The following is a 25,297-nucleotide window of genomic DNA, read 5'->3' on the forward strand; positions in this document are numbered from 1 at the left end:
ATGACCGCTGAAACGGCCGCCGAACTCCATACGATCATCGATCTGATCCGCTACGGCACCAGCCGTTTCAACGCTGCGGGCCTGACCTTCGGGCACAGCTACGACAATGCCCTGGACGAGGCCACCCAGCTGGTGCTGCACGGCCTGCACCTGCCGCACGACCTCGGCCCGGCCTACGGTCAGGCGCGCCTGCTGCGGGAAGAGAAGCTGGCGGTACTGGAGCTGTTCCAGCGCCGCATCGACGAGCGCATCCCGGCCGCCTACCTGACCGGTGAAGCCTGGTTCGCCGGCCTCAGCTTCAAGAGCGACACGCGCGCCCTGGTGCCGCGTTCGCCGATCGCCGAACTGATCGAGTGCGGCTTCGAGCCGTGGCTGGCCGGGCGCGATGTCAGCCGCGCGCTGGACCTGTGCACCGGTTCGGGCTGCATCGCCATCGCCATGGGCCACTACTACCCGAACTGGGAAGTGGACGGCGTGGACCTCAGCGATGAGGCGCTGTCGCTGGCCGAAGAGAACAAGGAACGTCTGCAGGCACACAACGTGACCCTGCTGAAGTCGGACCTGTTCAACGGCCTGACCGGCCGCCATTACGACCTGATCGTCACCAACCCGCCGTACGTCACCAACGACGAGACCGATGCCCTGCCGCAGGAATACTCCTACGAGCCGGACATGGGCCTGCGTGCCGGTGACGACGGCCTGGACCTGGTGCTGAAGATCCTGCGCGACGCGCCGCTGCACCTGAGCGAGGACGGCCTGCTGATCTGTGAAGTGGGTGAATCCGAGCAGCACCTGATCAAGCTGCTGCCGGAAGTCGATTTCGCCTGGGTCGAGTTCAAGGTCGGCCAGATGGGCATCTTCGCGGTCGAGTGCCGCGAGCTGATCGCCCACAGCGCACGCATCACCGAACTGGCGGCACAGCGCCCGTGAGTTCCAATTCGTTCGGCAAGCTGTTCACCGTCACCACGTTCGGCGAATCGCACGGGCCGGCCATCGGCTGCGTGATCGATGGCTGCCCGCCGGGGCTGGCGCTGGATGCGGCCGAATTCAGCCATGACCTGCAGCGTCGCGCCACCGGCAAGAGCCGGCACACCTCGGCGCGGCGCGAGGCCGACGAGGTCGAGATCCTGTCCGGGGTATACGAAGGCCTGACCACCGGCACCCCGATCGCGCTGCTGATCCGCAACACCGACCAGCGCAGCAAGGACTACAGCAACATCGGCCAGCAGTTCCGTCCGGGGCATGCCGACTACAGCTACTGGCACAAGTACGGCATCCGCGACCCGCGTGGCGGCGGCCGTTCTTCGGCGCGCGAGACCACCATGCGCGTAGCCGCTGGCGTGATCGCCAAGAAATGGCTGGCCGAGCGCTTCGGCATCACCGTGCGCGGCTACCTGTCGCAGTTGGGCGGGATCACCCCGGCCGGTTTCGACTGGTCGGTGGTCGAAGACAACCCGTTCTTCTGGCCGCATGCCGCACAGGTGCCCGAGCTGGAGGCGTACATGGATGCGCTGCGCAAGTCCGGCGATTCGGTCGGAGCCTGCGTGGACGTGGTCGCCGACAATGTGCCACCGGGTTGGGGCGAGCCGATCTACGGCAAGCTCGATGGCGAGCTTGCAGCCGCACTGATGAGCATCAACGCGGTGAAGGGCGTGGAGATCGGCGACGGTTTCGCCAGCGCCATGCAGAAGGGCACCGAACACCGTGACCTGCTGACCCCGCAGGGCTTTGCCAGCAACCATGCCGGCGGCATTCTCGGTGGCATCTCCACCGGCCAGCCGGTGGTCGCCTCGATGGTGCTCAAGCCGACCTCCAGCCTGCGCCTGCCGGGTGAGTCGCTGGATACGGCAGGCAATGTGGTGGAGGTGGTCACCACCGGCCGACATGATCCCTGCGTCGGCATCCGCGCTACCCCCATCGCCGAGGCGATGATGGCACTGGTGCTGATGGACCAGGCGCTGCGCCACCGCGCGCAGTGCGGGGACGTCGGCACCATCACTCCGCGCATTCCCGGCCAGCTTGATGGCTGATGCGCGGCCGACGGTCTGGGTGAGCCAGCCGCTGATCGACGCGGCCATCGCGCCGCTGCGTGATCGTGTGCAGCTGCGCACCACCGATACCGTCACCGCCTGGTCGCCGCAGCAGATCGCCGCGCAGCTGGCTGACGTTGACGGCGCGATCATCACCCTCAACGAGCGCATCGGTGCGGCCCAGGTTGCCGATGCCGTGCAGCTGCAGGTGATCGCGAATGTCGGGGTCGGTTACAACAATCTGGATGTCGACGCGCTCAGCGCCGCCGGCATCCTCGCCAGCAACACCCCGGACGTCCTCACCGAGACCACTGCCGATCTCGGCTTCGCCCTGCTGATGGCCACCGCACGCCGGATCACCGAATCCGAGCGCTGGCTGCGTGAGGGGAAATGGGGGCAGTGGTCGTTCCAGACCATGCTCGGCGCCGACATCCACGGCAGCACGCTGGGCATCCTCGGCATGGGCCGCATCGGCCAGGGCATCGCCCGTCGCGGTGCGCACGGCTTCGGCATGAAGGTGCTGTACCACAACCGTTCGCGGCTGCCGGCCGATACCGAAGCCGTGCTCGGTGCGACCTATGTGGATCTGGACACGCTGCTGGCGCAGTCCGACCATCTGCTGACCGTACTGCCGTACACCACTGCTTCGCACCACATCATCGACGCCGCCGCGCTGGCCAAGATGAAGCCGTCGGCCACGCTGGTGAACATCGCCCGCGGCGGCATCGTCGACGAACTGGCGCTGGCCGATGCACTGGCCAACGGTCGTCTGGCGGCGGCCGGTCTGGATGTCTACGAAGGCGAGCCTAACGTGCGGCCGGAACTGTTGGCCCTGCGCAACATCGTGCTAACCCCGCACATCGGCAGCGCCTCGCTGGCTACGCGCACGGCCATGGTGCAGATGGCCGTGGACAATCTGCTGGCCGGGCTTGGCCTGGACGGCAGCCCGGCGCGCATGCCGAGCGCGATCAACGCCGACGCGGCCCTTGCCGCGCGCGCCTCGATGGATAAAAAAAGCGGGAAACGATAGGGAACCTCCGCGCATCCATCCGAGGAGGCTCCCCGAACCCAGCTGTCGTGCGTGAGTTTTCCCCCCTTCCCGTTTTCGTGAGAGTTCCCCCATGAGCAATGCACAACGCAGCTTCCACGTCGCCATCGTCGGCGCCACCGGTGCGGTCGGCGAGACCATGCTGGCCATCCTGGCCGAGCGCGATTTCCCGGTCGGCACCCTGAGCCTGCTCGCTTCCGAGCGCTCGGCCGGCGGCGAAGTCGAGTTCAACGGCAGCAAGGTCAAGATCCAGGACCTGGCTACCTTCGACCCGAGTGGCGTGGACATCGCCCTGTTCTCGGCCGGTGGCAGCGTGTCCAAGGAATACGCCCCGAAGTTCGCCGCCGCTGGCGCGGTGGTGATCGACAACTCCTCGGCCTTCCGTTACGACGATGACGTGCCGCTGGTGGTGTCGGAGGTCAACCCGGACCAGATCGGCAACCGTCCGCGCGGCATCATCGCCAACCCGAACTGCTCGACCATGCAGATGCTGGTCGCGCTGGCACCGCTGCACCGCAAGTACGGCATCGAGCGCATCAATGTGTCCACCTACCAGTCGGTGTCCGGCGGTGGTCGTTCGGCGCTGGAAGAACTGGGCAAGCAGACCGGCCAGCTGTTGAGCTTCCAGGAAATCGATCCGCAGCGTTTCCCGGTGCAGATCGCCTTCAACCTGATCCCGCACATCGACGACTTCCTGGACAACGGCTTCACCAAGGAAGAGATGAAGCTGGTCTGGGAGACCCGCAAGATCCTGGGCGACGACAGCATCCTGGTGAACCCGACCGCGGTGCGTGTGCCGGTGTTCTACGGCCACTCCGAATCGGTGGCGATCGAAACCCGTGACAAGGTGACCGTGGCCGAAGCGCGCGCGCTGCTGGAACAGTCGCCGGGCATCGAAGTGGTGGATCGTCACGAAGCCGGTGGTTACCCGACGCCGGTCACCCATGCCTCGGGCACGGACGCGGTGTACGTCGGCCGCATCCGCGAGGACCTGTCGCATCCGCGCGGCCTGAACCTGTGGATCGTGTCGGACAACGTGCGCAAGGGTGCTGCCCTCAACGCGGTGCAGCTGGCCGAGCTGGTCGCCGCCGAGAAGCGCTGATCGCCGCTGTTGCATGACCGGTAGTGCCGGCCGCTGGCCGGCATTGCCTTATCGGCGCATGCCCGTGCCTGCCGGCCAGCGGCCGGCACTATCGCAGGCCGCTTCCCCGGTGGGTGCGGACCTTGGTCCGCACGCTTTATAGTGTCGCCCATGAATAAACGAGCCAAGGGCGCACGACGTCCGCTCACCTGTCTCTCCGCCGCGCTGCTGGCCCTGGTCAGCAGTTCGGCCATGGCCCTGGGCCTGGGCGACATCCGGGTCCTGTCCAAGCCGGGACAGCCGTTGCTGGCCGAGATCCCGGTGATCTCCGCCGATCCATCCGAACTCGAGAACCTGCGCGTCGCGCTCGCCTCGCCGGTCACCTTCGAGCGCGTTGGCCTGCAGCGTCCGGCAGGCTTGGTCAGCGAGCTGCAGTTCGAGCTGACCCGCAACGCACAGGGCAGGGCGGTGGTGCGGGTTACCTCGCAGACGCCTGTGGAAACACCGTCGCTGAGCTTCCTGATCGAGGCCGACTGGGGCCAGGGCCGGCTGGTGCGTGAGTACTCGGCGCTGGTTGATGCACCGGCCAGTGCACTGGCCGTGGCCGAACCGGAGATCGTCGCGCCGGCCGGCGTGCTGTCGGACACCATCGTCCGCGATGCGCCTGCCGCCGCTGCAACCACAGCCGAGCCGGCACCTGTCGAGGCTGCAGCCGCACCGGCGGCACCGCGCCCGCGCGCGGCGGCACCTGCACCAGCACCAGCACTGGCCGCAGACGACAGCGTGACCGTGCAGCGCGGACAGACCCTTTCGCAGATTGCCGGTTCGCTGGCCCGTGGCAATCAGATCAGTCGCGACCGGGCGATGATTGCACTGTTGCGTGCCAACCCCGAAGCCTTCATCCGAGGCAACGTCAACCTGCTCAAGCAGGGCGCGGTGCTGCGCATGCCGGGCGATACCGCACTGGCCGCGGTGGATGCGGCCGAGGCCGCCGCGCTGGTTCGCGAACACGCCGCGCAGTGGCGGCAGGCACGTACCGTGCCGCAGCCGGCTGGCGCCCCGATGCCGGTGGCCAAGGCCGATGGCACCGTTTCTTCCCCGGCTGCGGCCACAGGGGCACGACTTGAAATCGCCCCGGCGCTGGCATCCGACGCCGCGCACGCAGGCACAACCACCGGCACCACTGCCGGCAGCGAGGGTGACATGCTGGGCAACGAACAACTGCGCCAGGCCAAGGAGGACATCGCCACCCGCGATGCCGAGATCGGCGATCTGAAGCAGCGCGTGGCTGAGCTGGAGAAGCTCAAGGAGCAGCAGCAGTCACTGATCGCGATGAAGGACAATGACCTGGCCGCCGCGCAGCAGCGCCTGGCACAGGCGCCGGGTGCGCCGGGTGCCGGTACGCCGTGGTACTGGCTGGGCCTGCCGCTGCTCGTGCTGGTTGCCCTGGGCGCTTGGTTGCTGCGTCGTCGCAAGCCCTCGCCGCTGCCGCCGCTGCGCGAGGAACACGATGCCGCCGGCCTGGCCGCAGCACTGCCGGCAGGTGCCGCGCTCGATACCCTGGCCGAGCAGGACGCCGGGGTGAGTTTCGCGGCCGAAGGCGGACGTCAGGAACCGGCGATGCCGGCCTGGGCCAGCACCGCCGGCCATGATGCGCCGGATGCGGAAATCCGTGAGGATGCCTCGCCGGCCGAGTGGCGGGCGGGTGAGCTTGATGAAGACGCGCTGGCTGAACTGCCTGCTGCGGTGAACGATCTGCCGCGCTGGGACGATGCTGCAGCCCCGGTCACGCCGATCGAGGCCGCCGACGTGGCCGTACCCGAATACGCGCTGCAGGCCGAACAGGAGCCGCAGTTCCGCGGTGTGTTCGATCTGCCTGCCGAACCGCATGAGCATGAGACGGCTGCACTGGTCGGCCTGCACGACGACCATGACCATGATGCCGACGAGGACGTCGTCGGGTCTCCAGCAGGCAATGGCCATGACTGGACCCCGCGTGTCGGCCAGGAACGGCTGGAACTGGCCATCGCCTATCTGGATCTGGGCGACGCGCAGACTGCGCGCACCCTGCTGCACGAGGTGGCCGAAGGCGGCGATCTGCATTGCCAGGCGCAGGCCCGCGAACTTTTGGCCCGTCTGCCATGACCCGCGAACGCCGTCTCGACTACGTTGAATTCGCCTCGAGCGACCCGGCTGCGAGTCGCGTCTTCTTCGAAGACGTTTTCGGCTGGTCATTTGTCGATTACGGCAGCGACTACACCGCCTTCGATGACGGCCGCCTGCAGGGAGGCTTCTTCCGCGGCCAACCGCTGCGTGCCAGCGAAGGCGCGCCACTGCTGGTGCTGTATGCCGATCAGCTGGCGCCGATGGAAGCGGCGGTGCGTGCGGCCGGTGGCCAGATCGTGCGAACCGTGTTCTCTTTTCCCGGCGGCAGCCGTTTCCAGTTCGTCGAACCCGGTGGCAACGAACTGGCGGTCTGGTCCGAGCGCGACCCGGCCTGAGCGCCGCCCCACCCGCAACATCGAGGTAGCACATGCGTTACGCGCTCGGCGTCGAGTACGACGGCAGCGATTTCAGGGGATGGCAGAACCTGGGCGAGGGTGGACCCAGTGTCCAGGCCAGCCTGGAACAGGCCCTCTCGTCGGTGGCCGATACCCCCTTGCAGGTGGTCTGCGCCGGCCGTACCGATGCCGGCGTGCATGGCCAATGCCAGGTCGTGCACTTCGAGACCGACGTGGTGCGTGATCCGCGCGCCTGGATGCTCGGCACCACCACCCGCTTGCCGCGTTCGATCGCAGTGCGCTGGTGCGTGCCGGTGGCCGATGACTTCCATGCCCGTTTTTCCGCGCGGGCACGACGCTATCGCTACCGCCTGCTCAACCGCGAAGTTCGCCCGGCGCTGGGCCGGCAGACCCTCAGCTGGGAGCGCCGCCCGCTCGATGCCGAGCGCATGCACCTGGCCGGGCAGGCTCTGCTGGGTGAGAACGACTTCAGCGCCTTCCGCTCGGTCCAGTGCCAGGCCCTGCATGCGCGGCGTGAGCTGCAGTCACTGCAGGTCAGCCGCCACGACGACGTCATCGAGGTGGCGGTGCGCGGCAATGCATTCCTTCATCACATGGTCCGCAATATTGTCGGCTCGTTGATTCTGGTTGGCAGTGGGGAGAAACCGGTGGAGTGGATCGCCGAACTGCTGGCCGGGCGCGACCGAACCGTAGCCGGTCCCACCGCTCCTGCGCAGGGACTGGTGTTCCTGGGGCCGCTGTACCCCGACAACTGGCATCTGCCCGCCGAGGTAACGCTATGAGCCGCTCCTACTACCGTACCCGCATCAAGTTCTGTGGCATGACCCGCGCCGGCGACGTGCGCCTGGCCGGCGAGCTGGGCGTGGACGCGGTGGGCTTCATCTTCGCCCGCGAGAGCAGCCGCCGGGTCGCGCCTGCCGAAGCGCGCGCGATGCGCCAGGCGATCGCACCGATGGTCGACGTGGTGGCGCTGTTCCGCAACAACGGCAAGGAAGAAGTGCGCGAGGTGCTGCGCACCGTGCGGCCGACACTGCTGCAGTTCCATGGCGAGGAAGACGAGAGCTTCTGCCGCAGCTTCAACATGCCATACCTGAAGGCGATCGCCATGGGCGGGCGCGAAGAGACCAATGCGCGCACCCTGCAGCTGCGCTACCCCAGCGCCGCCGGCTTCCTGTTCGACAGCCATGCTCCGGGCGGCGGTGGCGGTACCGGCGTGGCCTTCGACTGGTCGCGTATCCCTACCGGTCTGCACCGGCCGTTCCTGCTGGCCGGCGGGCTGACCCCGGACAACGTACATGACGCTGTGCTGGCCACCCTGCCGTGGGGCGTGGATGTGTCCAGTGGCATCGAACTGGAGCCGGGCATCAAGGACGGCTACAAGATGCGTACGTTCGTGGAAGAAGTCCGCCGCTCCGATTGCGCCGTGCTGGATTGAACCACTGTCAGTTTTTAACGTGTCCGGCCTTCACATTTGAGTCTGCACACCTTCTTCACATAGGATGATCCCAGGCGTGCTGGCCATGAGGGCCGGCACGAGGATCGACGGAGCCGCTGTTGGCGTGCCCCGAACGGCGCCTGGCGCCCCCGCCCAGGAAGGCAAACGATGCAGGAATTTCTAACCGTCGTGCTCGGTTATCCGACCCTCCCGTACAGCGTCGCGCTGGCGGTGGCGGTTCTGTATTGGGGGATTGCCGCTTTTGGCCTGGTCGATGACGGTTTCGGCGAGGCCGGTGCCGATGGCGCCCTTGAAGGCGATGCCCATCTCAGCGGTCTGTCAGCCCTGCTGGCGCGCTGGGGGCTGGGCGGTGTGCCGCTCATGGTGGTGGTGACGCTGCTGAGCCTGTTCGCCTGGACCCTGACCTACTTCATCCATCTGTACCTGCTGCTGCCGTTGCCCGACCTGCTGCGCTGGTCATTGGGCACCGTCGTGGCGGTGCTCGCACCACTGCCGGCGGTGCCGGTCACCGCGCTGCTGCTGCGTCCCATCCGCCGCTTCCTGCTGCGCCTGCGCCCGGTGCCGCAGGCCTCGCTGCTGGGGCGGGTCGGCGTGGTCGCCTCGCCGAAGGTCGACGCACGCAGTGGCCATGCCACCGTCGATGACGGCGGTGCCGGCCTGGTACTGCAGATCCGCAGCGACATCGAACTGCAGCGCGGCGAGCGCATCGTGCTGGTCGAGCATGTGGCTGCACAACACCATTACCGGGTGGTCCGCGCCGACGCGGTCGCCCTCGACTTCCAGGACAACCTGCTTCCGGGCAACAAGGAGAATCATCAATGACGTTGGCTTCCGTGCTCCCCTTCCTCTTCATCGTGGGCTGCGTGCTTGCCCTCCTGCTCGGCGTGGCCGGCCTGTTCAAGGCGTTCTATCGCAAGGTCGACCAGGGCGTGGCCCTGATCGTCAACGACATGAGCTCCACCCCGAAGGTGCATTTCACCGGCGCGCTGATCATTCCCGTGCTGTACCGCGCCGAGCTGATGCGGATCAGCCTGATCACCCTGCAGATCGACCGCCGCGGCAAGGAAGGCCTGATCTGCCGCGACAACATGCGCGCCGACATCGCGGTGGCGTTCTACCTGCGCGTCAACGAGACCCAGGCCGACGTGTTGCGCGTGGCCAAGGCCATCGGCGCCGACCGCGCGTCGGACAAGCACGCCGTCGATGAACTGTTCAACGCCAAGTTCTCCGAAGCACTGAAGACGGTCGGCAAGAAGTTCGATTTCACCGAACTGTTCGAGAAGCGCCAGGAATTCCGCGACGAGATCATCGCGGTGATCGGCAACGACCTCAATGGCTATGTGCTGGAAGACGTGGCCATCGACTACCTGGAGCAGACCCCGAAGTCGCTGCTGGACCAGTTCAACATCCTCGATGCGCAGGGCATCCGCAAGATCACCGAGCTGACCGCCGCGCAGAACGTGGTGACCAACGAGCTGGAGCAGAACGAGAAGCTGGCCATCACCAAGAAGAACGTCGAAGCGCGCGAGGCGCTGCTGGCGCTTGAGCGCCAGCAGGCCGAGGCCGAGGCACGGCAGAAGCGCGAGATCGAGACCATCCGTGCGCGCGAGGAAGCCGAGACCGCCAAGGTGCAGGAAGAGCAGCGCCAGCTTTCCGAGAACGCCCGCATCGAAGCGCAACAGGTGATCGACATCCGCGAGCAGAACCGCATGCGCGAAGTCGAAGTGGCCGAACAGAACCGCCAGCGCGCCGTGGCCATCGAAGCCGAGCGCGTCGAACGTGCACGCCAGCTGGAGCAGGTCACCACCGATCGCGAAGTACAGTTGCAGGGCGTGGAGCGTGACAAGGTGGTCGAGCAGGGCAAGATGGACGTGGCCAACATCACCCGCGAACGCATCTCCATCGACAAGACCGTGGCGCAGGAAGAAGAGCGCATCAAGGAAGTGCGCGAAGTCTCCGAGGCCGACCGCCAGAAGCAGGTGCTGATCCTGGAAGCCGAGGCCAAGGCGCAGGAATCGCTGGTGCGCGAAGTGAAGGAAGCACAGGCCCGCGAGACCGCTTCCAAGCATCGCGCGGTGGAGCTGACCACGCTGGCGCAGGCCGAGCACGAAGCGGCCGGCAAGCAGGCCGAGGCCAAGCGCCTGCTGGCCGACGCGTTCCGCGCCGAACAGGCTGCACCCGGCCTGGCCGAAGCGCAGGTGCGCGAAGCGTCAGCGCTGGCCATCGAGAAGGTCGGCATCGCCGAGGCGCGCGTGATCGAAGCCAAGGCCGAAGCGAACCTGAAGCAGGGCAGCAACGAGGCGCGCGTGCTGGCAGAGACGCTGCAGGCACAGGCACAGGGCGAGGAGAAGATGGGCCTGGCCCGCGCTACCGCCACCGAATCGCTGGGCAATGCCGAAGCCGGCGTGGTGCAGAAGAAGCTGCTGGCCGAAGCCGAAGGCCTGGTCCGCAAGTTCGAAGCGATCGCCTCGCTGAGCGACCAGGCACGTGGCCATGAAGAGTTCCGCATGATGCTCGACAACAGCCTCAAGCAGGCGCTGGCCTCGATCGAAGCCGGCAAGGAAGTCTCGCGCGAGAACGCCGGCGTCATCGCCAGCGCGCTGCGTAACGCTGACATCGACCTGGTCGGCGGCGACGGCGGCATGTTCGAAAACCTGATCAAGGCGGTTTCGCTGGGCAAGTCGATCGAAGGCTTCGCCGGCAAGAGTCCGATCGTGCAGGACCTGATGCAGCGCTACCTGGGCGTCAACGTGGCTGACAATGCACCGCGGCAGATCGCCGAGGACGCGGAGACCGTGCCCGTCGCGGCGACCGTTGTGGTTGACAGCGCGCGCTGATCCACCCGGCGATGGCCACCGCCATCGCCCACCCGTGCCGGCCGCATCGACGGCCGGCCGTCCGTGAGCCGGAAACCTGCTGATGTCCGAAACCAAACCGTCCACTGAGTCCGTCGTGCCAGAGGCTGCCGGCGATACCGTCGACCAGGCCGTTGCCCAGGGCGGCGCCTATGAAGTCCTGCGGCGCCGTCTCGGCGAACAGGGCCAGCGCCTGCAGGCCGTTGCAGAGCAGCTGAACCGCCAGCGCCTGGCCGAGTTCGGCGACAGCCGCCTGGAGGTGGTCGGCCGCTTCCGCATCCGCAGCGAGAACAACTGCGTAGGCCGCGACATCGTCCAGGTCGGCCCGGACCGCCTGCTGTTCGGCTACAACGTGTTCATCGGGCTGAAGACCCACACCCGCATCGAAGATGTGTTCGGCCTGTACCGGCTGGTACAGGGCACTGAGGGCTACGACGTCGCCGCGCTGGAACTGAAGGGCAGTTTCCTCGACCAGCCCGGCTTCGTGCATGACTTCAACGAGCTGTACGCCTACTACAAGCATGCGCGCCTGCTGCAGCTGATCGTGGTGGGCGACAAGCTGCTGGCCTCGTTCCAGATCGGCGAGCGCAGCAGCGACGTGCGCGTGTTCCGCTGGGCGTTGTCACGCGAAGGTGAGCTGACCTATCTCGATGCGCGTGGCGAACGCGACATCGCCCTGCCGCCGCCGTTCGACTTCGAATGGACCCGCGCCACCCGCGACCTTGCCGTCAACGGCCGTCATTCGCATCTGAACATCCTCGACACCCTGTTCGTGGAGACCACCGGTGGCGACCTGACCATCAAGGTGGAAAACAACACCGAAACCGGGCAGGGCATCTACAGCGAACCGGTGGAAGACAGCACGCAGTCACTGGACGACGCCCAGTTCGAGTTTGCCCGGGTCGGCTCGCTGGTGCTGCTGAAAGTGCTGCCCTACCGCGAAACCGAATGGCGCGGGCTGATCTACAACACGCTCACCGGCGACATCGTGCGCAACGATGCCATCGTCCAGGCCTGCGTGCAGCTGCCCGAAGACCACGGCATCATCTTCCCCGGCGGTTATTACCTGCAGGGTGGCGAGCACAAGGCGTTCGACGCCTCGATGGATGGCATGCAGTTCAAGCGCAGCATCCGTTCGCCCAACGGCGAGGACGTGCTGTACATCTTCTACGAGCGCGAAGGCGGGCGCTCGGCGCTGTTCGTCTACAACACCATCCAGCGCGTGCTGCAGAATCCGGTGTTCGGCCACGGCTATGCCTTCATGCAGGATGGGCGCATGGTGCTGTTCCATGCCGAAGGCACCGAGCCGACCCGCATCCACCCGATGCAGGTCTGGCAGACGCCTTTCAGCAGTGATGAGTTCGCCGCCAGCCGTCCGCCCGGCAATACCTTCATGGGGCGCATCGGCAACGCCGAGCTGGTGCGTGGCATCTCAAACCTGTTCAACCTGGCGCGCGGGATCGACGGCCAGGATGTCTCGGTGCAGCGCTACCAGCGTCTGGTGGCCGACACCCGGCGGCTTTTCGATGCGCATCATTGGCTGGGCGACGATGCCTGCGATGGTGCCGAAGCGTTGCTGCGGCAGATCAGCGCCACCGGCGAGTCGGTGCTGGATGAATACGAGAAAGTGCAGTCGATCCGCCAGCAGTCGGCGCAGGCGATGGCCGAGGCCGAGAGCACGCACAAGGCGCTGCTGGGCCGGCTGCAGCCGGAAAACTGGAACGAGGTGCAGGCTTTCGTTGAAGCGCTCAACGCGATCACCGCACTGCGCGGTCGCCTGCTGACCATCCGCGAACTGCGTTACATCGATACCGCGCGCATCGAGGCGATGGCCGCCGAGCTGGTGCAGGCGCACGACCGTGTCGGCGCCGCCACCGGTACCTTCCTCGCCGGCGATGCGGCATTGGCGCCCTTGACCGCCCGCATGCAGGCGCTGGACGAAGCCGCACAGCATGCCGCCAGTGCACGGCAGCTGGATGAGCAGCTGGACGGCCTGCGCGGCATGGCCGGTGATCTGGACATGCTGTCCGAGCTGATGGCCGGGCTGAAGGTCGACGATGCGACTGCACGTACCCGCGTGGTCGAATCGATCTCGCTGCTGTACGGGCGCCTGAACCAGGCGCGTGCACGCGCCGAACAGCGGCGCAGGTCGCTGGGCTCTGCCGAAGCCGTGGCCCAGTTCGCCGCCCAGTTCTCCCTGTTCTCGCAATCGATCACCAGCGCGCTGGCGATGGCCAGCGACCCTGAGCGTGCCGACGAACAGCTGTCGCGCCTGCTGGTACAGCTGGAAGAACTGGAGAGCCAGTTCGGCGAGCACGAGCAGTTCCTCGGCGACATCCTGAGCAAACGCGAAGAGCTGGTCGAGGCCTTCGACACGCACAAGCAGGCCCTGCTGGATGATCGCCAGCGCAAGGCGCGCTCGGTGCTTGATGCCGCCAACCGCATCCTTGACGGCCTGGGCAAGCGTACCGAGCGGTTCGGCACGGCCGACGAGCTCAACGCGTTCTTCGCCGGCGATCCGCTGATCCTCAAACTGCGTGAACTGGCCGAGCGCCTGCGTGCGCTGCGCGACAACGTCAAGGCTGACGATGTCGAGGCGCGCCTGAAGGGCGTGCGCGACCAGGCCGTGCGCCAGCTGCGCGACCGCAGCGACCTGTACGAGGCCGGCGGCAACGTGGTCCGCCTTGGCCCGCGCCATCGATTCAGCGTGAACACCCAGGCGCTGGACCTGACCTTGCTGCCACGGGGTGAAACCCTTGCCATCCACCTCACCGGCACCGACTTCCTGGAGACCCTGCACGATCCCGAGCTGGATGCGCTGAAGCCGTTCTGGCAGGTGACCCTGGATTCGGAATCGGCAGCGATCTACCGCGGCGAATACCTGGCCGGGTGCCTGTTGCTGGCTGCGGAGGAGGGCCGCGATGGCCTGGACCTGGCCCAGCTGCAGCACGATGCGGCCGAACCGGAAGCGCTGGGCCAGCGGGTCCGCGCCTTTGCCGCGCCCCGTTACCGCGAGGGCTACGAGCGCGGTATCCATGACCATGACGCCGCCCTTATCCTGCGCGCGCTGCTGCCGCTGCAGCAGGCCGCCGGCCCGCTGCGGCATTCGCCCCATGTGCGTGCGTTGGCACTGCTGTTCTGGGCCGCACGGCAACGCGATGAAGCCGTGGCGCAGTGGCCCGGCCGGCAGGCCGGTGCCGAGGCCATCGCGCGTCTGTTCGGTTCCGATGAGGGGCGCCAGGCCCTGCGTGCGGAAATGGCCAAGGCGCTGCATGACCATGCACTCGCGCATGCACTGCCGTTCGACGCCTCCGCCGCCGATGCTGCAGCGGCATATCTGGGCGAAGAACTGGTGGCCGGGGAGCCGGTGTTCAGCACCAGCCGGCACGCGCAGGCATTGCTGGACGCGCTCTCGCGGCAACTGGAACAGGCGGGCCAGCGTGATGCGCTTGAACGTGCGCTGCAGCGCTCGCAGGATCCGCTGGCCATGCGTTGGGCATTGGCCGGGCAATGGCTGCGGGCGCTCGCCGGGCTGCCGGCGCAGTCGGCGCATGCCGGCTATGTGGAAGAAGCGGCGGCATTGCTGCTGGTGCAGCGACAGCTGCGCACCCGTGCCAGCGATGCGCCGCTGCAGGCGGAGGTCAGCGGCCTGCTGGGCGAACACGCCCGCATCCACAACGGCAGCCTGACCGTGTCGCTGGACGATTTCCTGGCACGCCTGCAGCACCACATGCAGTCGTTCGTACCGGCCTTCCATGCCTATCAGGCGGTGCGCCAGAGCATCATCGGCCGCGAACGCGAAACCCTGCGGCTGTCGGAGTTCAAGGCGCGGCCGTTGTCGTCCTTCGTGCGCAACAAGCTGATCAACGACGTGTATCTCGGCGTGATCGGCGACAACCTGGCCAAGCAGATGGGTACCGCTGGCGAGAACAAGCGCAGCGACCTGATGGGCCTGCTGATGATGATCTCGCCGCCGGGCTACGGCAAAACCACGTTGATGGAGTACGTGGCGCATCGCCTCGGCCTGGTCTTCATGAAGATCAACGGCCCGGCGCTGGGCCACGAAGTGCGGTCGCTGGATCCGCAGCAGGCACCGGATGCTACCTCGCGGCAGGAGCTGGAAAAGCTCAACCTGGCGTTGGAGATGGGCAACAACACCATGCTGTATGTCGATGACATCCAGCACACCCATCCGGAGTTCCTGCAGAAGTTCATCTCGCTGTGCGATGGCACGCGTCGCATCGAAGGCGTATGGCGTGGCCGTACGCGCACCTACGACATGCGTGGCAAGAAGTTCTGCGTGGTCATGGCCGGCAACCCGTACACCGAATCCGGCGAAGTGTTCAAGATTCCGGACATGCTGGCCAACCGTGCCGACATCTACAACCTGGGCGATGTGCTTGGTGGCATGGAAGCAGCCTTCACTCTCAGCTACATCGAGAACAGCCTGACCTCCAACCCGGTATTGGCGCCGCTGGCCACGCGTGAGATGGCTGACCTGTATCTGCTGGTCGACCGCGCGATGGGCAAGGATGTGTCCACCAACGGCCTGAGCCACGCCTACAGCGGCGCAGAGATCAACGAGATCACCGCCACCCTGCAGCGCATGCTGCAGGTCCGTGATGTGGTCTACAAGGTCAACCAGCAGTACATCGCCAGCGCTGCCCAGGATGACCGCTATCGCACTGAGCCGCCCTTCCGCCTGCAGGGCAGCTACCGCAACATGAACAAGCTGGCGGAGAAGATTTCGCCGGTGATGAATGACGACGAGCTGCAGCAGCTGATCTCCGACCACTACCTGGGCGAAGCGCAGCTGCTGACCACCGGTGCCGAAGAAAATCTGCTGAAGCTGGCCGAGCTGCGTGGCGTGCTCGATGAAGAACGTGCGCAACGCTGGGCGCAGATCAAGCGAGATTTCCTGCGCAACAAGGCGATGGGTGCCGGTGACAGTGATGTCGGTGGCCGCGTGGTCGCGCAGCTGGCCGACATCGCCAGTGCGTTGCAGCTGCCACCGCCACCGCCGGCAGAGGTGGCCGTCGCACCGGAGCCTGCGCCGTGGCCAGCCGTGCTGGCGGCCCTGCAGCGTCTGGCCGATGCACGTCCGGCCAGCGCGCCGGCTGCCGCCGTACCGCAGGCCGCAGTCACGCCGTTGGCCGAAGACCTGCAGGCCGGCCTGGCGCCGCTGCTGCAGGTGCTGATCGCCTCGCAGGAACAGCAGGTGCAGCTGTCGCAGACGTTGGCGGCGTTCGCCGGGTGGGCACGGCAGCAGGTAACGGCCGATGTGGCCTCGACCGACACGCGTCGCCGCCCGCGCGTGCGTCGTGCAGCGACACCGGAAGAACGTGCATTGGACGAAGCGCTGATGCGCCACTTCTACGGCGAATCATTGCCACCGGAAACGGTGGCCGATGAGGGCCCGCGGCCGCCGCCGCTGCCGTGACTTGCGTGCGCTCCCTGCCCGAACCCGTGCTTCCGGCGTGCGCCGATGTGGCCGCGCTGGCTGCGTACGGCAGCCCCCTGCTGCAGGTGCTGGCCGAGCCGGCATCGTTGCAGGCCGACGCGGGTAGCGAAGGCCTGGTGGCTGCGCTGGCGCGGATTGCATTGGCGTTGCAGGCCAGCGATCCGGCGCGGCTGCGCCGGCAGGAGAGCTGGTGGGGGCGCCTGCTCGGCCGTGACGTTGAACGCCAGGCGCAGGCGCAGGGTCTGCAGGCGCAGCTGGGCGTGCTGGCGCTGCAGGCGCGCGAGCAGGCGCAGGGTCTCGCGCAGCGTGTGCAGCAGCGTGCCCGGGCCATCATCGACAACGATGCGGCTGCCGCCGCGTTGGAGGCCTGGGCCACGTTCGGCGCCGCGCAGCTTGCGACACTGCAGGGAGCTGCGCAGGTCGCGCTGGCCCCACGCTTGGACCACCTGCAGCGGCTGGCCACGCTGCGACGCATCGAAAGCGGGCAGTGGCAGCTGCTGCAGGAGCAGGACGACGCCCTGCTGCAGCGCTTCGTCCGCATCCATGATGTCCTGCTGCCGGCTTGGCGCCAGGCGGCACTGGCGCGCCAGGCACAGGCGCAGGCTGCACAGGCCGCGCAGGCAGCCACGCTGCAGGCCCAGATCGACGACGAAGTAGCCGCTGCTCAGGCTAGACTGCGCTGAGCCGGCCGCCGCTGCCGCTTATCCACCGCAAGGACACTGCCCGATGACCCAGGACAGCCAGAACTCCGGCACGCTCGTGCCCGCCACCACGCCCGCCCCTGAACTTGATGACAGCACGTTGAAGGCCCTTGGCCTGGTCCGTGACGACCTGCCGCGCATCGCCGAAATCGGCCGCGAGCTGGAAGACCTGCGTCCAGGCAACCTGCAGGTGTTCGGCCGTGAGGCCGCCGCACGCACAACGGCCTTCTCCAGCCAGCTGCTGGACCACGTGCGCAACCGTGATCTCGACGCCAATGGCGAGAAACTCGGCGAAGTGGTGCGCATCGCGCGCGAGCTCAAGCTGGATGGTTTTTCCCAGCGCTCGAAGGTGCCGTTGATCGGTGGCCTCATCGATCGCCTGCGTTCCTCCAAGGGCGAGCTGGTGCAGAAGTTCAGCGATACCAATTCGCAGATCGAACAGCTGCTCGGCGACGTCGGCGCGCAACAGGCACTGATGGGCAAGCGGGTGAGCGATTTCGACCGCATGCATGACATCGTCCGCGAGGAACGTCACGCCCTGGGCCTGTATGCCGCCGCCGGCAAGCAGCGCCTGGCCCAGCTGCAGTCCGAGCAGTTGCTGGGGCAGGGCAGCGAAGACCCGCAGCAGCGCATCCGCCAGAGCGAGATCGACAATGCGATCCGCCTGATCGAGAAGCGCGTCTCCGACCTGCAGCTGATGCAGCACGCGGCTGACCAGTCGTTGCCGATGATCCGGCTGATCCAGGCCAATGCGCTGCAGCTGATCGAGAAATTCAACACCGTCCGCGACATCACCATCCCATCGTGGAAGCGCCAGTTCGCGATCCAGTTGTCGCTGGGCGAGCAGAAGAACGCGGCCGAACTGGCCAATGCCATCGATGATGCGACCAATGAGCTGATGCGACGCAATGCCGACCTGATGCGCCAGGCCTCGGTAGATACCGCACGCAGCAACCAGCGCGGCGTGATCGACGTGGCCACGTTGCGCCATGTGCACGATCAGCTGATCGCCACGGTCGAAGAGGTGCGCAGCATCCATCGCGAGGGCATGCAGCAGCGTCAGCAGGCCGAAGTCGAGTTGTCGCGCCTGCGCGAGGACCTGCAGCAGCGCCTGGCGGCGCCGACGGCGCCGTAACCGGTACCTGCCACCCCGCCACGGTCGGGTTTGAGCGTGTGTACATGAGACTCGCGCCTGCGGTGCGTCACACCTTCAATGAGGTCGCAATGGATATGCCCGGTCTTTCTTCCCGCCGTTTCCGGGTGGGCCGTGTTGCGCTCGTTTTGGGCCTGCTGCTTGCCCTGGGCGCGTGTGCTGCGGGAGATTCATCGCCCCCCGCTGCAGTGTCGCCCGCCGCTGTTGCTGCGCCTGCTGCGGCCCCGGTCTCTGCAGCGACAGCGGCACCCACGTCCACCCCGGCAGCGGCCAGCGACGGACTGGCTGCGCTGATCGGCGCAAGCGGGGTGTCGTGCAGCAATGCCAGTGCCGGTACCGGCTGCACGTCAGGTGATGTCGACAGCGGTGACTTCTACGATGTCGAACTGTCGCCGGACTGCGGCGACCAGGGATTGTTCGCCGGCGTGGCCGAGGCCAAGGGCGTGGAGATGCTGGATGCGGTACCGGGCAGCGGCAGCAAGGCCACCACCACGGCGAAACTGTCGAAGGGGCAGCTGCTGTGCGTGCAAGGCATCGGCCGCGCCGGACAGAATCCGCTGCTCTATTACGTTGTCGCCATTCCGGCCAACACGGTCGGATTGTGTAAGGGCAGCGCGTTGTGTGACACCTATGGCGACAGGCCCATCAGCGGCATGAAGGACACCGGGGGTGAAGCCTGCCACGTGGCAGCGCCGGGACACTATGCTGGGAACTGCGCGCAGGGTTGGGTCAGCGCGGACACGCTCGAGGTGTTTTCCAGCGGCCTGTAATGGCCGTAAAGCCAGGTTCTGCCGGCTGTCGCGTCCGTCTCTGCGCGGCGATCGTCACTGCAGCTGTACGGTCACCCAGTCCGCCAGCGCGTCCACGCGTGCATCGACAGGGCCGTCCGGCCGCGCCAGCACCCAGAATCCGCCGGTCGCGGCAAACCCCCAGGGTGCCACCAGCCGCCCCGCGGCCAGATCCTCGGCCACCAGAGGTTCCGGTGCGATCGCCGGGCCCAGTCCCGCCACCGCCGCTTCCAGCAGGTAGTAGAGGTGTTCGAAGCCGGTGCCCAGTTGCAGCTGGGCCGGATCCAGATCATGTGCCTGCGCCCACGCGGGCCACGCCTGCGGCCGCGAACTGGTGTGCAGCAGCGTTTCCTGCAGCAGGGCCGACGGCGGCACATGGCGCAGCCGCTGCGCCGCCGGGTGCGAGGGTGCCACCACCACGCCGACCCGCTCCGGTGCCAACTCGCGCACCTGCCAGCCGCGTGGCCACGGCCCCTGTGCCAGCAGCAGCACCGCATCCAGCGTCGCCTGCGTTTCGGTGAAGCTGCCATCCAGGGCCGACCACTGCAGGTGCACGCCGGGCAGGGCCGCCTGCAGGGCCGGCAGCCGCGGAATCATCCAGCGTGCCAGCACGCTGCCGCTGCACCCAAGCACCAGCGCCGGAGAGGCCGCCGGCCGCTGCAATGCGCGCACGCAGTCCTCGATGCCGGTGAAGGCCTCGCTGCAGGCTTCCTGCAGGCGGGTGCCGGCGGCGGTCAGGCGCAGGCCGCGACCGGCCCGCTGGAACAGGGCCAGGCCCATATGGTCTTCCAGCAGCTTCAGTTGCCGGCTGACCGCGCCATGGGTCACATGCAGCGCCTGCGCAGCGCGGCCAACGCCGCCCAGACGTGCGGTGGCCTCGAATGCCCGCAGGGCATTCAGCGGCGGTAGCAGTGGCGTGCTCATGTGAGATTTCCTGACGGGATACGCCAGATAATATCCATTTTCCGGACTCAACCCGTGCGCTAGAGTATCAACCTGTCTGAACGACCGGTCGTCTCCATGTCTGCCTCTCCCATTGCCGATTTCCACGCCTTCCCTGACGCCCAGGGCCACTTCGGCCGTTACGGTGGCAGCTTTGTCGCCGAAACCCTGGTCGGCCCGCTGCAGAAACTGGCCCAGGCCTATGACCAGGCCCGTCAGGACCCGGCGTTCCAGCTGGCCTATGACCGCGACCTGGCCCATTACGTGGGCCGGCCAAGCCCGATCTACCATGCTGAGCGCCTCAGCGACCACGTCGGCGGTGCGCAGATCCTGCTCAAGCGCGAGGACCTGAACCACACCGGCGCGCACAAGATCAACAACACCATCGGTCAGGCGCTGCTGGCTGCGCGGATGGGCAAGAAGCGCATCATTGCCGAGACCGGCGCCGGCCAGCATGGCGTGGCCAGCGCCACCGTCGCCGCGCGACTGGGCCTGGAATGCGTGGTGTACATGGGCGCCACCGACATCGAGCGGCAGAAGATCAACGTCTACCGCATGAAGCTGCTCGGTGCGACGGTGGTGCCGGTCACCTCCGGCTCGGCCACCCTGAAGGACGCCTTGAACGAGGCGATGCGTGATTGGGTGACCAACGTGCAGGACACCTTCTACATCATCGGCACGGTTGCCGGCCCGGACCCGTACCCGCGCATGGTGCGCGACTTCAACGCCATCGTCGGCCGTGAGGCGCGCGAGCAGATGCTGGCCGAGTACGGTCGCCTGCCCGACGCGATCACCGCCTGCGTCGGCGGCGGCAGCAACGCCATAGGCCTTTTCCATGCCTTCCTCAACGACCGCGAGGTTGAGATTGTCGGCGCTGAAGCGGCCGGCGATGGCATCCACACCGGTCGCCACGCTGCCTCCATCGCCGCCGGCCGTCCGGGCGTGCTGCATGGCAACCGCACCTATGTGCTGTGCGACGACGATGGCCAGATCATCGAGACCCATTCGGTATCGGCCGGCCTGGACTACCCGGGTGTCGGCCCGGAGCATGCGTTCCTGGCCGACAGCGGCCGCGCGCGCTACGTCGGCATCACCGACGAAGAGGCGCTGCAGGCCTTCCATCTGCTGGCCCACACCGAGGGCATCCTGCCGGCGCTGGAGTCCAGCCACGCGCTGGCACAGGCGATGAAGCTTGCGCGCGGGCGTCCGCGCGACCAGATCGTGCTGTGCAACCTCTCCGGCCGCGGCGACAAGGACGTGCATACCATCGCTGCGCGCGAAGGCCTGGTGCTGTGAGCGCGCTGCTTTGCAGGAGCGGCGCACTGCTGCTGGCGTTCGGCCTGGCCGCGTGCCAGCCGCCGGAGCCGCCGGTGCTTGCGCCGGCTGCCAAAGCCACTACGCAGCCTGCGCAGCAGCCCGCGGCCAACGATGATGTAGACCCGCTGGCACGCATGCCGATCGACGACCCGCCCGCAGCAGAAGTTGAGGGTGGCGACGAGGGCCCGGCCGTGGTCTCGGTGGCGCTGGATCATGCCGGTGAGGTCCTGATCGGCCAGCACTTGAACGATCTCAAGGCGCTCGGGCCGTGGACGGCGCAAGGGGCGGTCGAAGCCCTCGGTGGAAGTTGCGAGTACTACGACGGCAAGGGGTTGCCGGCGGGCGTGTCGATGATGACCGACGAGGGCCGCGTGGTTCGTTTCGACCTCGGCCTTGATCCGGACAGTGGGGCGCCGGCCGAGCAGCCCGGCCCGTTTGGCCTGCGCGTGGGAATGACCCGCGCCCAGGCGGTCGCCCGGTTCCCGAAGCCGCCTGTGTCCAGCCCGCATGCCTACGACGGCGAGCAGGGTGAATACCTGACCTGGCAGGACCCGGGCTCGGCCCTCGGCATCCGCCTGGAACTGTTTGAAGGGAGGGTCCTGCAGATGTACTGGGGAACCAGTGAAGCGATTGAACTGATTGAAGGGTGTGCCTGAAATGTCCGTATCCCGACTCGATGCCTGTTTCCAGCGCCTGCGCCAGCAGCAGCGCAAGGCCCTGATCCCCTTCATCACCGCCGGTGATCCCTCGCTGGAGGCGACGGTGCCGGTCATGCACGCGCTGGTCGAGGCCGGTGCCGATGTGATCGAACTGGGCGTGCCGTTCTCCGATCCGATGGCCGACGGCCCGACCATCCAGCGCAGCTCCGAGCGTGCGCTGGCCCGCGGCGCAGGCACCCGCTATGTGTTGCAGGCGGTGGCGCAGTTCCGTGAACAGGATGCGCAGACGCCCGTGGTGCTGATGGGCTATCTCAACCCGGTGGAGATCCACGGTTACGTGGCGTTCGCCAACGCGGCGGTGGCCGCTGGCGTGGACGGCGTGCTGCTGGTCGATCTGCCACCGGAAGAAGCCGGCGAAGCCCAGCAGGCCTTCGACGCTGCTGGTCTGTCGCTGGTTCTGCTCGCATCGCCGACCACCAGCGAGGCGCGCGCAGACAAGCTGCTGGCGCTGGCCCGTGGCTATCTCTACTACGTCAGCTTTGCCGGTGTCACTGGCGCCTCCGAACGGCTGGACAGTGACGCGGCCAGTGCGCGCCTGCAGGCGCTGCGGGCCAAGGCCAGCGTGCCGGTGGTGGCCGGGTTCGGCATCAGGGATGCAGCCAGTGCGGCGGCCATGGCCCGCCAGGCCGATGGCGTGGTGGTCGGCAGCGCGCTGGTGGCGGTGCTGGCCGAAGCGGCCTCTGCCGAGGATGCAGCGCAGCGTGCAGGCGCCTTCCTCGCGCCTCTGCGGCAGGCGCTCGACGTGTAACGGTAGTGCCGGCCGCTGGCCGGCACCCTCCGTACCCGCCCGCGTGCAAGCGCTGCCGGCCAACGGCCGGCACTACCCAGCACCTAAACGTACGTCCCAGCATGGTTTTTTCCCCAGGGCCCAGGGCCGTGCAGGGGGTGCACGGGCGGGGAAAGCGGAGCTAGACTGTCCGCCTTTGCGGCCCCCGGGCCGCCCTGAACGGAAGTGTCCTCCCGCATGAGTTGGCTCAGCAAGTTGATGCCGTCTGGCATCCGCACCGACAACACCCCCAGCAAGAAGCGCAGCGTCCCCGAGGGCCTGTGGGAAAAGTGCAGCAACTGCGGCAGTGCGTTGTACCGTCCGGAGCTGGAAGAGAATCTGGAGGTCTGCCCGAAGTGCGGCCACCATATGGCCATTCGTGCGCGTGCGCGCCTGGCCGCACTGTTCGACGCCGACAGCACCACCGAGATCGCTGCCCGCCTGGGGCCGACCGACCTGCTGAAGTTCAAGGACCAGAAGAAGTACAGCGAGCGCATCAAGATCGCGCAGAAGAACACCGGTGAGTACGACGCGCTGATTGCCATGCGCGGCCTGCTCAAGGGCCGTCCGCTGGTGGCCTCGTCGTTCGATTTCGCCTTCATGGGCGGCTCGATGGGCTCGGTGGTCGGTGAGCGCTTCGCCCTTGCCGCCGAGACTGCCGCCGAGATCGGCGCACCGTACGTATGCTTCTCCGCCAGTGGTGGCGCGCGCATGCAGGAAGGCCTGTTCTCGCTGATGCAGATGGCCAAGACCTCGGCCGCGCTGGGCAAACTGCGTGAAGCCGGACAGCCGTACATTTCGGTGCTGACCCACCCGACCACCGGCGGTGTGTCGGCGTCGTTCGCGATGCTGGGCGACATCAACATCGCCGAACCGCGTGCACTGATCGGCTTCGCCGGCCCGCGCGTGATCGAACAGACCGTGCGCGAGAAACTGCCAGAAGGGTTCCAGCGTTCGGAGTTCCTGCTTGAACACGGTGCCATCGACCAGATCTGTGACCGCCGTGAACTGCGCGATCGCCTGGCCGACCTGCTGGCGATGCTGCGTCGCGAGCCGGCACCGGAGGAGGTTTGATGGGGAGCCGCAAGTACTTCGGTACCGACGGCATCCGCGGTCGGGTCGGCCAAGGGCCGATCTCGGCGGATTTCGTGCTGCGCCTGGGCAACGCCCTGGGCCGCGTGCTGGTCGCCCAGCGCGGCCAGGATGGGCGCCGTCCGATCGTGGTGATCGGCAAGGACACGCGGATCTCCGGCTACATGTTCGAAGCGGCGCTGGAAGCCGGATTGGTCGCTGCCGGCGCTGACGTGCAGCTGCTTGGTCCGATGCCGACCCCGGCCGTTGCCTTCCTCACCCGTACCCTCGGCGTGGACGCGGGCATCGTCATCAGTGCGTCGCACAATCCGCACTACGACAACGGCATCAAGTTCTTCTCCGCCCAGGGCGAGAAGCTCGACGATGCCACCGAGCTTGCGCTGGAAGCCGCACTCGACGTGCCGTTCACCACGGCCGTTTCGGAGAAGCTCGGCAAGGCCTCGCGCGCACGCGAGGCCGTTGGCCGTTACATCGAGTTCTGCAAGTCCAGCGTGCCGCGCTCGTTCGATCTTCGCGGTGTGCGCCTGGTGCTCGACTGCGCGCATGGCGCCACCTACCAGATCGCGCCGCTGCTGTTCCGCGAACTGGGTGCGGAGGTCATCGGCATCGGTGCCGAACCCAATGGCGTCAACATCAACGACGGCGTCGGTTCGACCCACATCGACAACCTCGCTGCCAAGGTGCGTGAGACCCGCGCCGACCTGGGCATCGCCTTCGACGGTGATGGTGACCGGGTGTTGATGGCCGATGACCGCGGAAACCCGGTCGACGGCGATGACCTGGTGTATATCCTGGCGCGCGCGTGGCAGGCCGAAGGTCGCCTGCGCGGGCCGGTGGTCGGCACCTTGATGAGCAACTTCGGCCTGGAGAAGGCCCTGGCCGAACTGCAGATTCCGTTCCAGCGCAGCAACGTCGGCGACCGCTACGTGCACCAGGCACTGGTGGAGGGAGGCGGCGTGCTCGGTGGTGAAGCGTCCGGCCATCTGCTGTGCCTGGACCGGGCCACCACCGGTGACGGCATCGTCAGTGCCCTGCAGGTGCTGGTGGCGCTGAAGCAGCTGGGAAAGAACCTGCGCGAAGCGCTGCAGCCGTTGTCCAAGGTGCCGCAGAAGACGGTCAACGTGCGCCTCGGCGATGTCTCGGCCAAGGCCACCGTGCAGGCCGAGAGCGTGCAGGCTGCGCTGACCGAAGCGCAGCAGGCGGTATCCGGCCGCGGGCGTGCCTTCCTGCGTCCTTCCGGCACCGAACCGGTGGTGCGGGTCACGGTCGAGGCCGATGACGCGACGTTGATGCAGGACACCCTGGATCGGCTTTCGGCGGCGGTCAGGACAGCGGCTGCGGCCTGACCGCAGTCGCTGGATCGAAC

At 67.2% G+C, this 25,297-nt stretch carries 20 protein-coding genes; 19 read left to right on the forward strand and 1 reads right to left on the reverse strand.

All coding sequences use genetic code 11. The features are described from left to right. The 14 genes from prmB (at position 1) to WKB25_RS16270 (ending at position 19,077) form a co-directional block, all read left to right on the forward strand. A complete protein-coding gene (gene prmB, locus WKB25_RS16205) occupies positions 1–930 on the forward strand; it encodes a 50S ribosomal protein L3 N(5)-glutamine methyltransferase (RefSeq protein ID WP_100461075.1) in 930 nt (309 codons plus the stop codon). Continuing rightward, on the forward strand, positions 927–2,030 hold the full coding sequence (gene aroC, locus WKB25_RS16210; protein ID WP_340571790.1) for a chorismate synthase: 1,104 nt from the start codon (positions 927–929) through the stop codon (positions 2,028–2,030). The genes prmB and aroC overlap by 4 nt, the downstream gene beginning before the upstream one ends. Further along, positions 2,023–3,060: a D-glycerate dehydrogenase gene (locus tag WKB25_RS16215; protein WP_340571791.1), complete on the forward strand. Its 1,038-nt coding sequence runs from the start codon at positions 2,023–2,025 to the stop codon at positions 3,058–3,060. The genes aroC and WKB25_RS16215 overlap by 8 nt, the downstream gene beginning before the upstream one ends. Positions 3,061–3,151: 91 nt before the next feature. Then, positions 3,152–4,180, forward strand: coding sequence for an aspartate-semialdehyde dehydrogenase (locus WKB25_RS16220; RefSeq protein ID WP_265953188.1), 1,029 nt, complete (start codon positions 3,152–3,154; stop codon positions 4,178–4,180). Between the two features lie 150 nt (positions 4,181–4,330). Continuing rightward, positions 4,331–6,304: a FimV/HubP family polar landmark protein gene (locus WKB25_RS16225; protein ID WP_340571792.1), complete on the forward strand. Its 1,974-nt coding sequence runs from the start codon at positions 4,331–4,333 to the stop codon at positions 6,302–6,304. Then, positions 6,301–6,660 carry a VOC family protein gene (locus tag WKB25_RS16230; protein WP_230109732.1) on the forward strand — a complete coding sequence of 120 codons (360 nt, stop codon included), beginning with the start codon at positions 6,301–6,303 and terminating at the stop codon, positions 6,658–6,660. The genes WKB25_RS16225 and WKB25_RS16230 overlap by 4 nt, the downstream gene beginning before the upstream one ends. A 32-nt stretch (positions 6,661–6,692) precedes the next feature. Continuing rightward, positions 6,693–7,463: a tRNA pseudouridine(38-40) synthase TruA gene (gene truA, locus WKB25_RS16235; protein ID WP_099819039.1), complete on the forward strand. Its 771-nt coding sequence runs from the start codon at positions 6,693–6,695 to the stop codon at positions 7,461–7,463. Then, a complete protein-coding gene (locus tag WKB25_RS16240) occupies positions 7,460–8,116 on the forward strand; it encodes a phosphoribosylanthranilate isomerase (RefSeq protein WP_340571793.1) in 657 nt (218 codons plus the stop codon). Before truA ends, WKB25_RS16240 begins: the two co-directional genes overlap by 4 nt. Positions 8,117–8,284: 168 nt before the next feature. After that, complete coding sequence (locus tag WKB25_RS16245) at positions 8,285–8,959, forward strand: DUF1449 family protein (RefSeq protein ID WP_089236317.1); 675 nt, start codon at positions 8,285–8,287, stop codon at positions 8,957–8,959. Continuing rightward, complete coding sequence (locus WKB25_RS16250) at positions 8,956–10,974, forward strand: hypothetical protein (RefSeq protein ID WP_340571794.1); 2,019 nt, start codon at positions 8,956–8,958, stop codon at positions 10,972–10,974. The genes WKB25_RS16245 and WKB25_RS16250 overlap by 4 nt, the downstream gene beginning before the upstream one ends. A gap of 82 nt (positions 10,975–11,056) precedes the next feature. Continuing rightward, positions 11,057–16,432, forward strand: a complete 5,376-nt coding sequence (locus WKB25_RS16255) for a DNA repair ATPase (protein ID WP_340571795.1) — start codon at positions 11,057–11,059, stop codon at positions 16,430–16,432. 5 nt (positions 16,433–16,437) lie between these two features. Beyond that, positions 16,438–17,136 (forward strand): hypothetical protein, encoded by a 699-nt coding sequence (locus WKB25_RS16260; protein ID WP_340571796.1) that lies wholly within the window; start codon positions 16,438–16,440, stop codon positions 17,134–17,136. 43 nt (positions 17,137–17,179) lie between these two features. After that, complete coding sequence (locus WKB25_RS16265; protein WP_340571798.1) at positions 17,180–18,289, forward strand: toxic anion resistance protein; 1,110 nt, start codon at positions 17,180–17,182, stop codon at positions 18,287–18,289. 89 nt (positions 18,290–18,378) lie between these two features. Further along, positions 18,379–19,077, forward strand: a complete 699-nt coding sequence (locus WKB25_RS16270; protein ID WP_340571799.1) for a hypothetical protein — start codon at positions 18,379–18,381, stop codon at positions 19,075–19,077. Between the two features lie 54 nt (positions 19,078–19,131). Here the strand turns inward: WKB25_RS16270 and WKB25_RS16275 are convergent, their stop codons facing one another. Next, positions 19,132–20,019 (reverse strand): LysR family transcriptional regulator, encoded by an 888-nt coding sequence (locus WKB25_RS16275; protein ID WP_340571800.1) that lies wholly within the window; start codon positions 20,017–20,019, stop codon positions 19,132–19,134. Between the two features lie 96 nt (positions 20,020–20,115). On the opposite strand from WKB25_RS16275, the gene trpB reads away from it, so the two are divergent. The 5 genes from trpB (at position 20,116) to glmM (ending at position 25,277) form a co-directional block, all read left to right on the forward strand. Beyond that, positions 20,116–21,333: a tryptophan synthase subunit beta gene (gene trpB / locus WKB25_RS16280; protein ID WP_340571801.1), complete on the forward strand. Its 1,218-nt coding sequence runs from the start codon at positions 20,116–20,118 to the stop codon at positions 21,331–21,333. Beyond that, positions 21,330–22,010: a hypothetical protein gene (locus WKB25_RS16285; protein ID WP_340571802.1), complete on the forward strand. Its 681-nt coding sequence runs from the start codon at positions 21,330–21,332 to the stop codon at positions 22,008–22,010. The genes trpB and WKB25_RS16285 overlap by 4 nt, the downstream gene beginning before the upstream one ends. A 1-nt stretch (position 22,011) precedes the next feature. Beyond that, complete coding sequence (gene trpA / locus WKB25_RS16290) at positions 22,012–22,821, forward strand: tryptophan synthase subunit alpha (RefSeq protein ID WP_340571803.1); 810 nt, start codon at positions 22,012–22,014, stop codon at positions 22,819–22,821. Positions 22,822–23,037: 216 nt separating this feature from the next. Next, the gene (gene accD, locus WKB25_RS16295) at positions 23,038–23,913 is read left to right on the forward strand and encodes an acetyl-CoA carboxylase, carboxyltransferase subunit beta (protein WP_025876176.1); all 876 of its coding nucleotides are present in this window, start codon (positions 23,038–23,040) and stop codon (positions 23,911–23,913) included. Continuing rightward, complete coding sequence (gene glmM / locus WKB25_RS16300; protein ID WP_340571804.1) at positions 23,913–25,277, forward strand: phosphoglucosamine mutase; 1,365 nt, start codon at positions 23,913–23,915, stop codon at positions 25,275–25,277. The genes accD and glmM overlap by 1 nt, the downstream gene beginning before the upstream one ends. Positions 25,278–25,297: the final 20 nt, after the last annotated feature.

The sequence above is a fragment of the Stenotrophomonas sp. G106K1 genome, assembly GCF_037969685.1.
In the GTDB taxonomy this organism is placed as follows: domain Bacteria; phylum Pseudomonadota; class Gammaproteobacteria; order Xanthomonadales; family Xanthomonadaceae; genus Stenotrophomonas; species Stenotrophomonas lactitubi.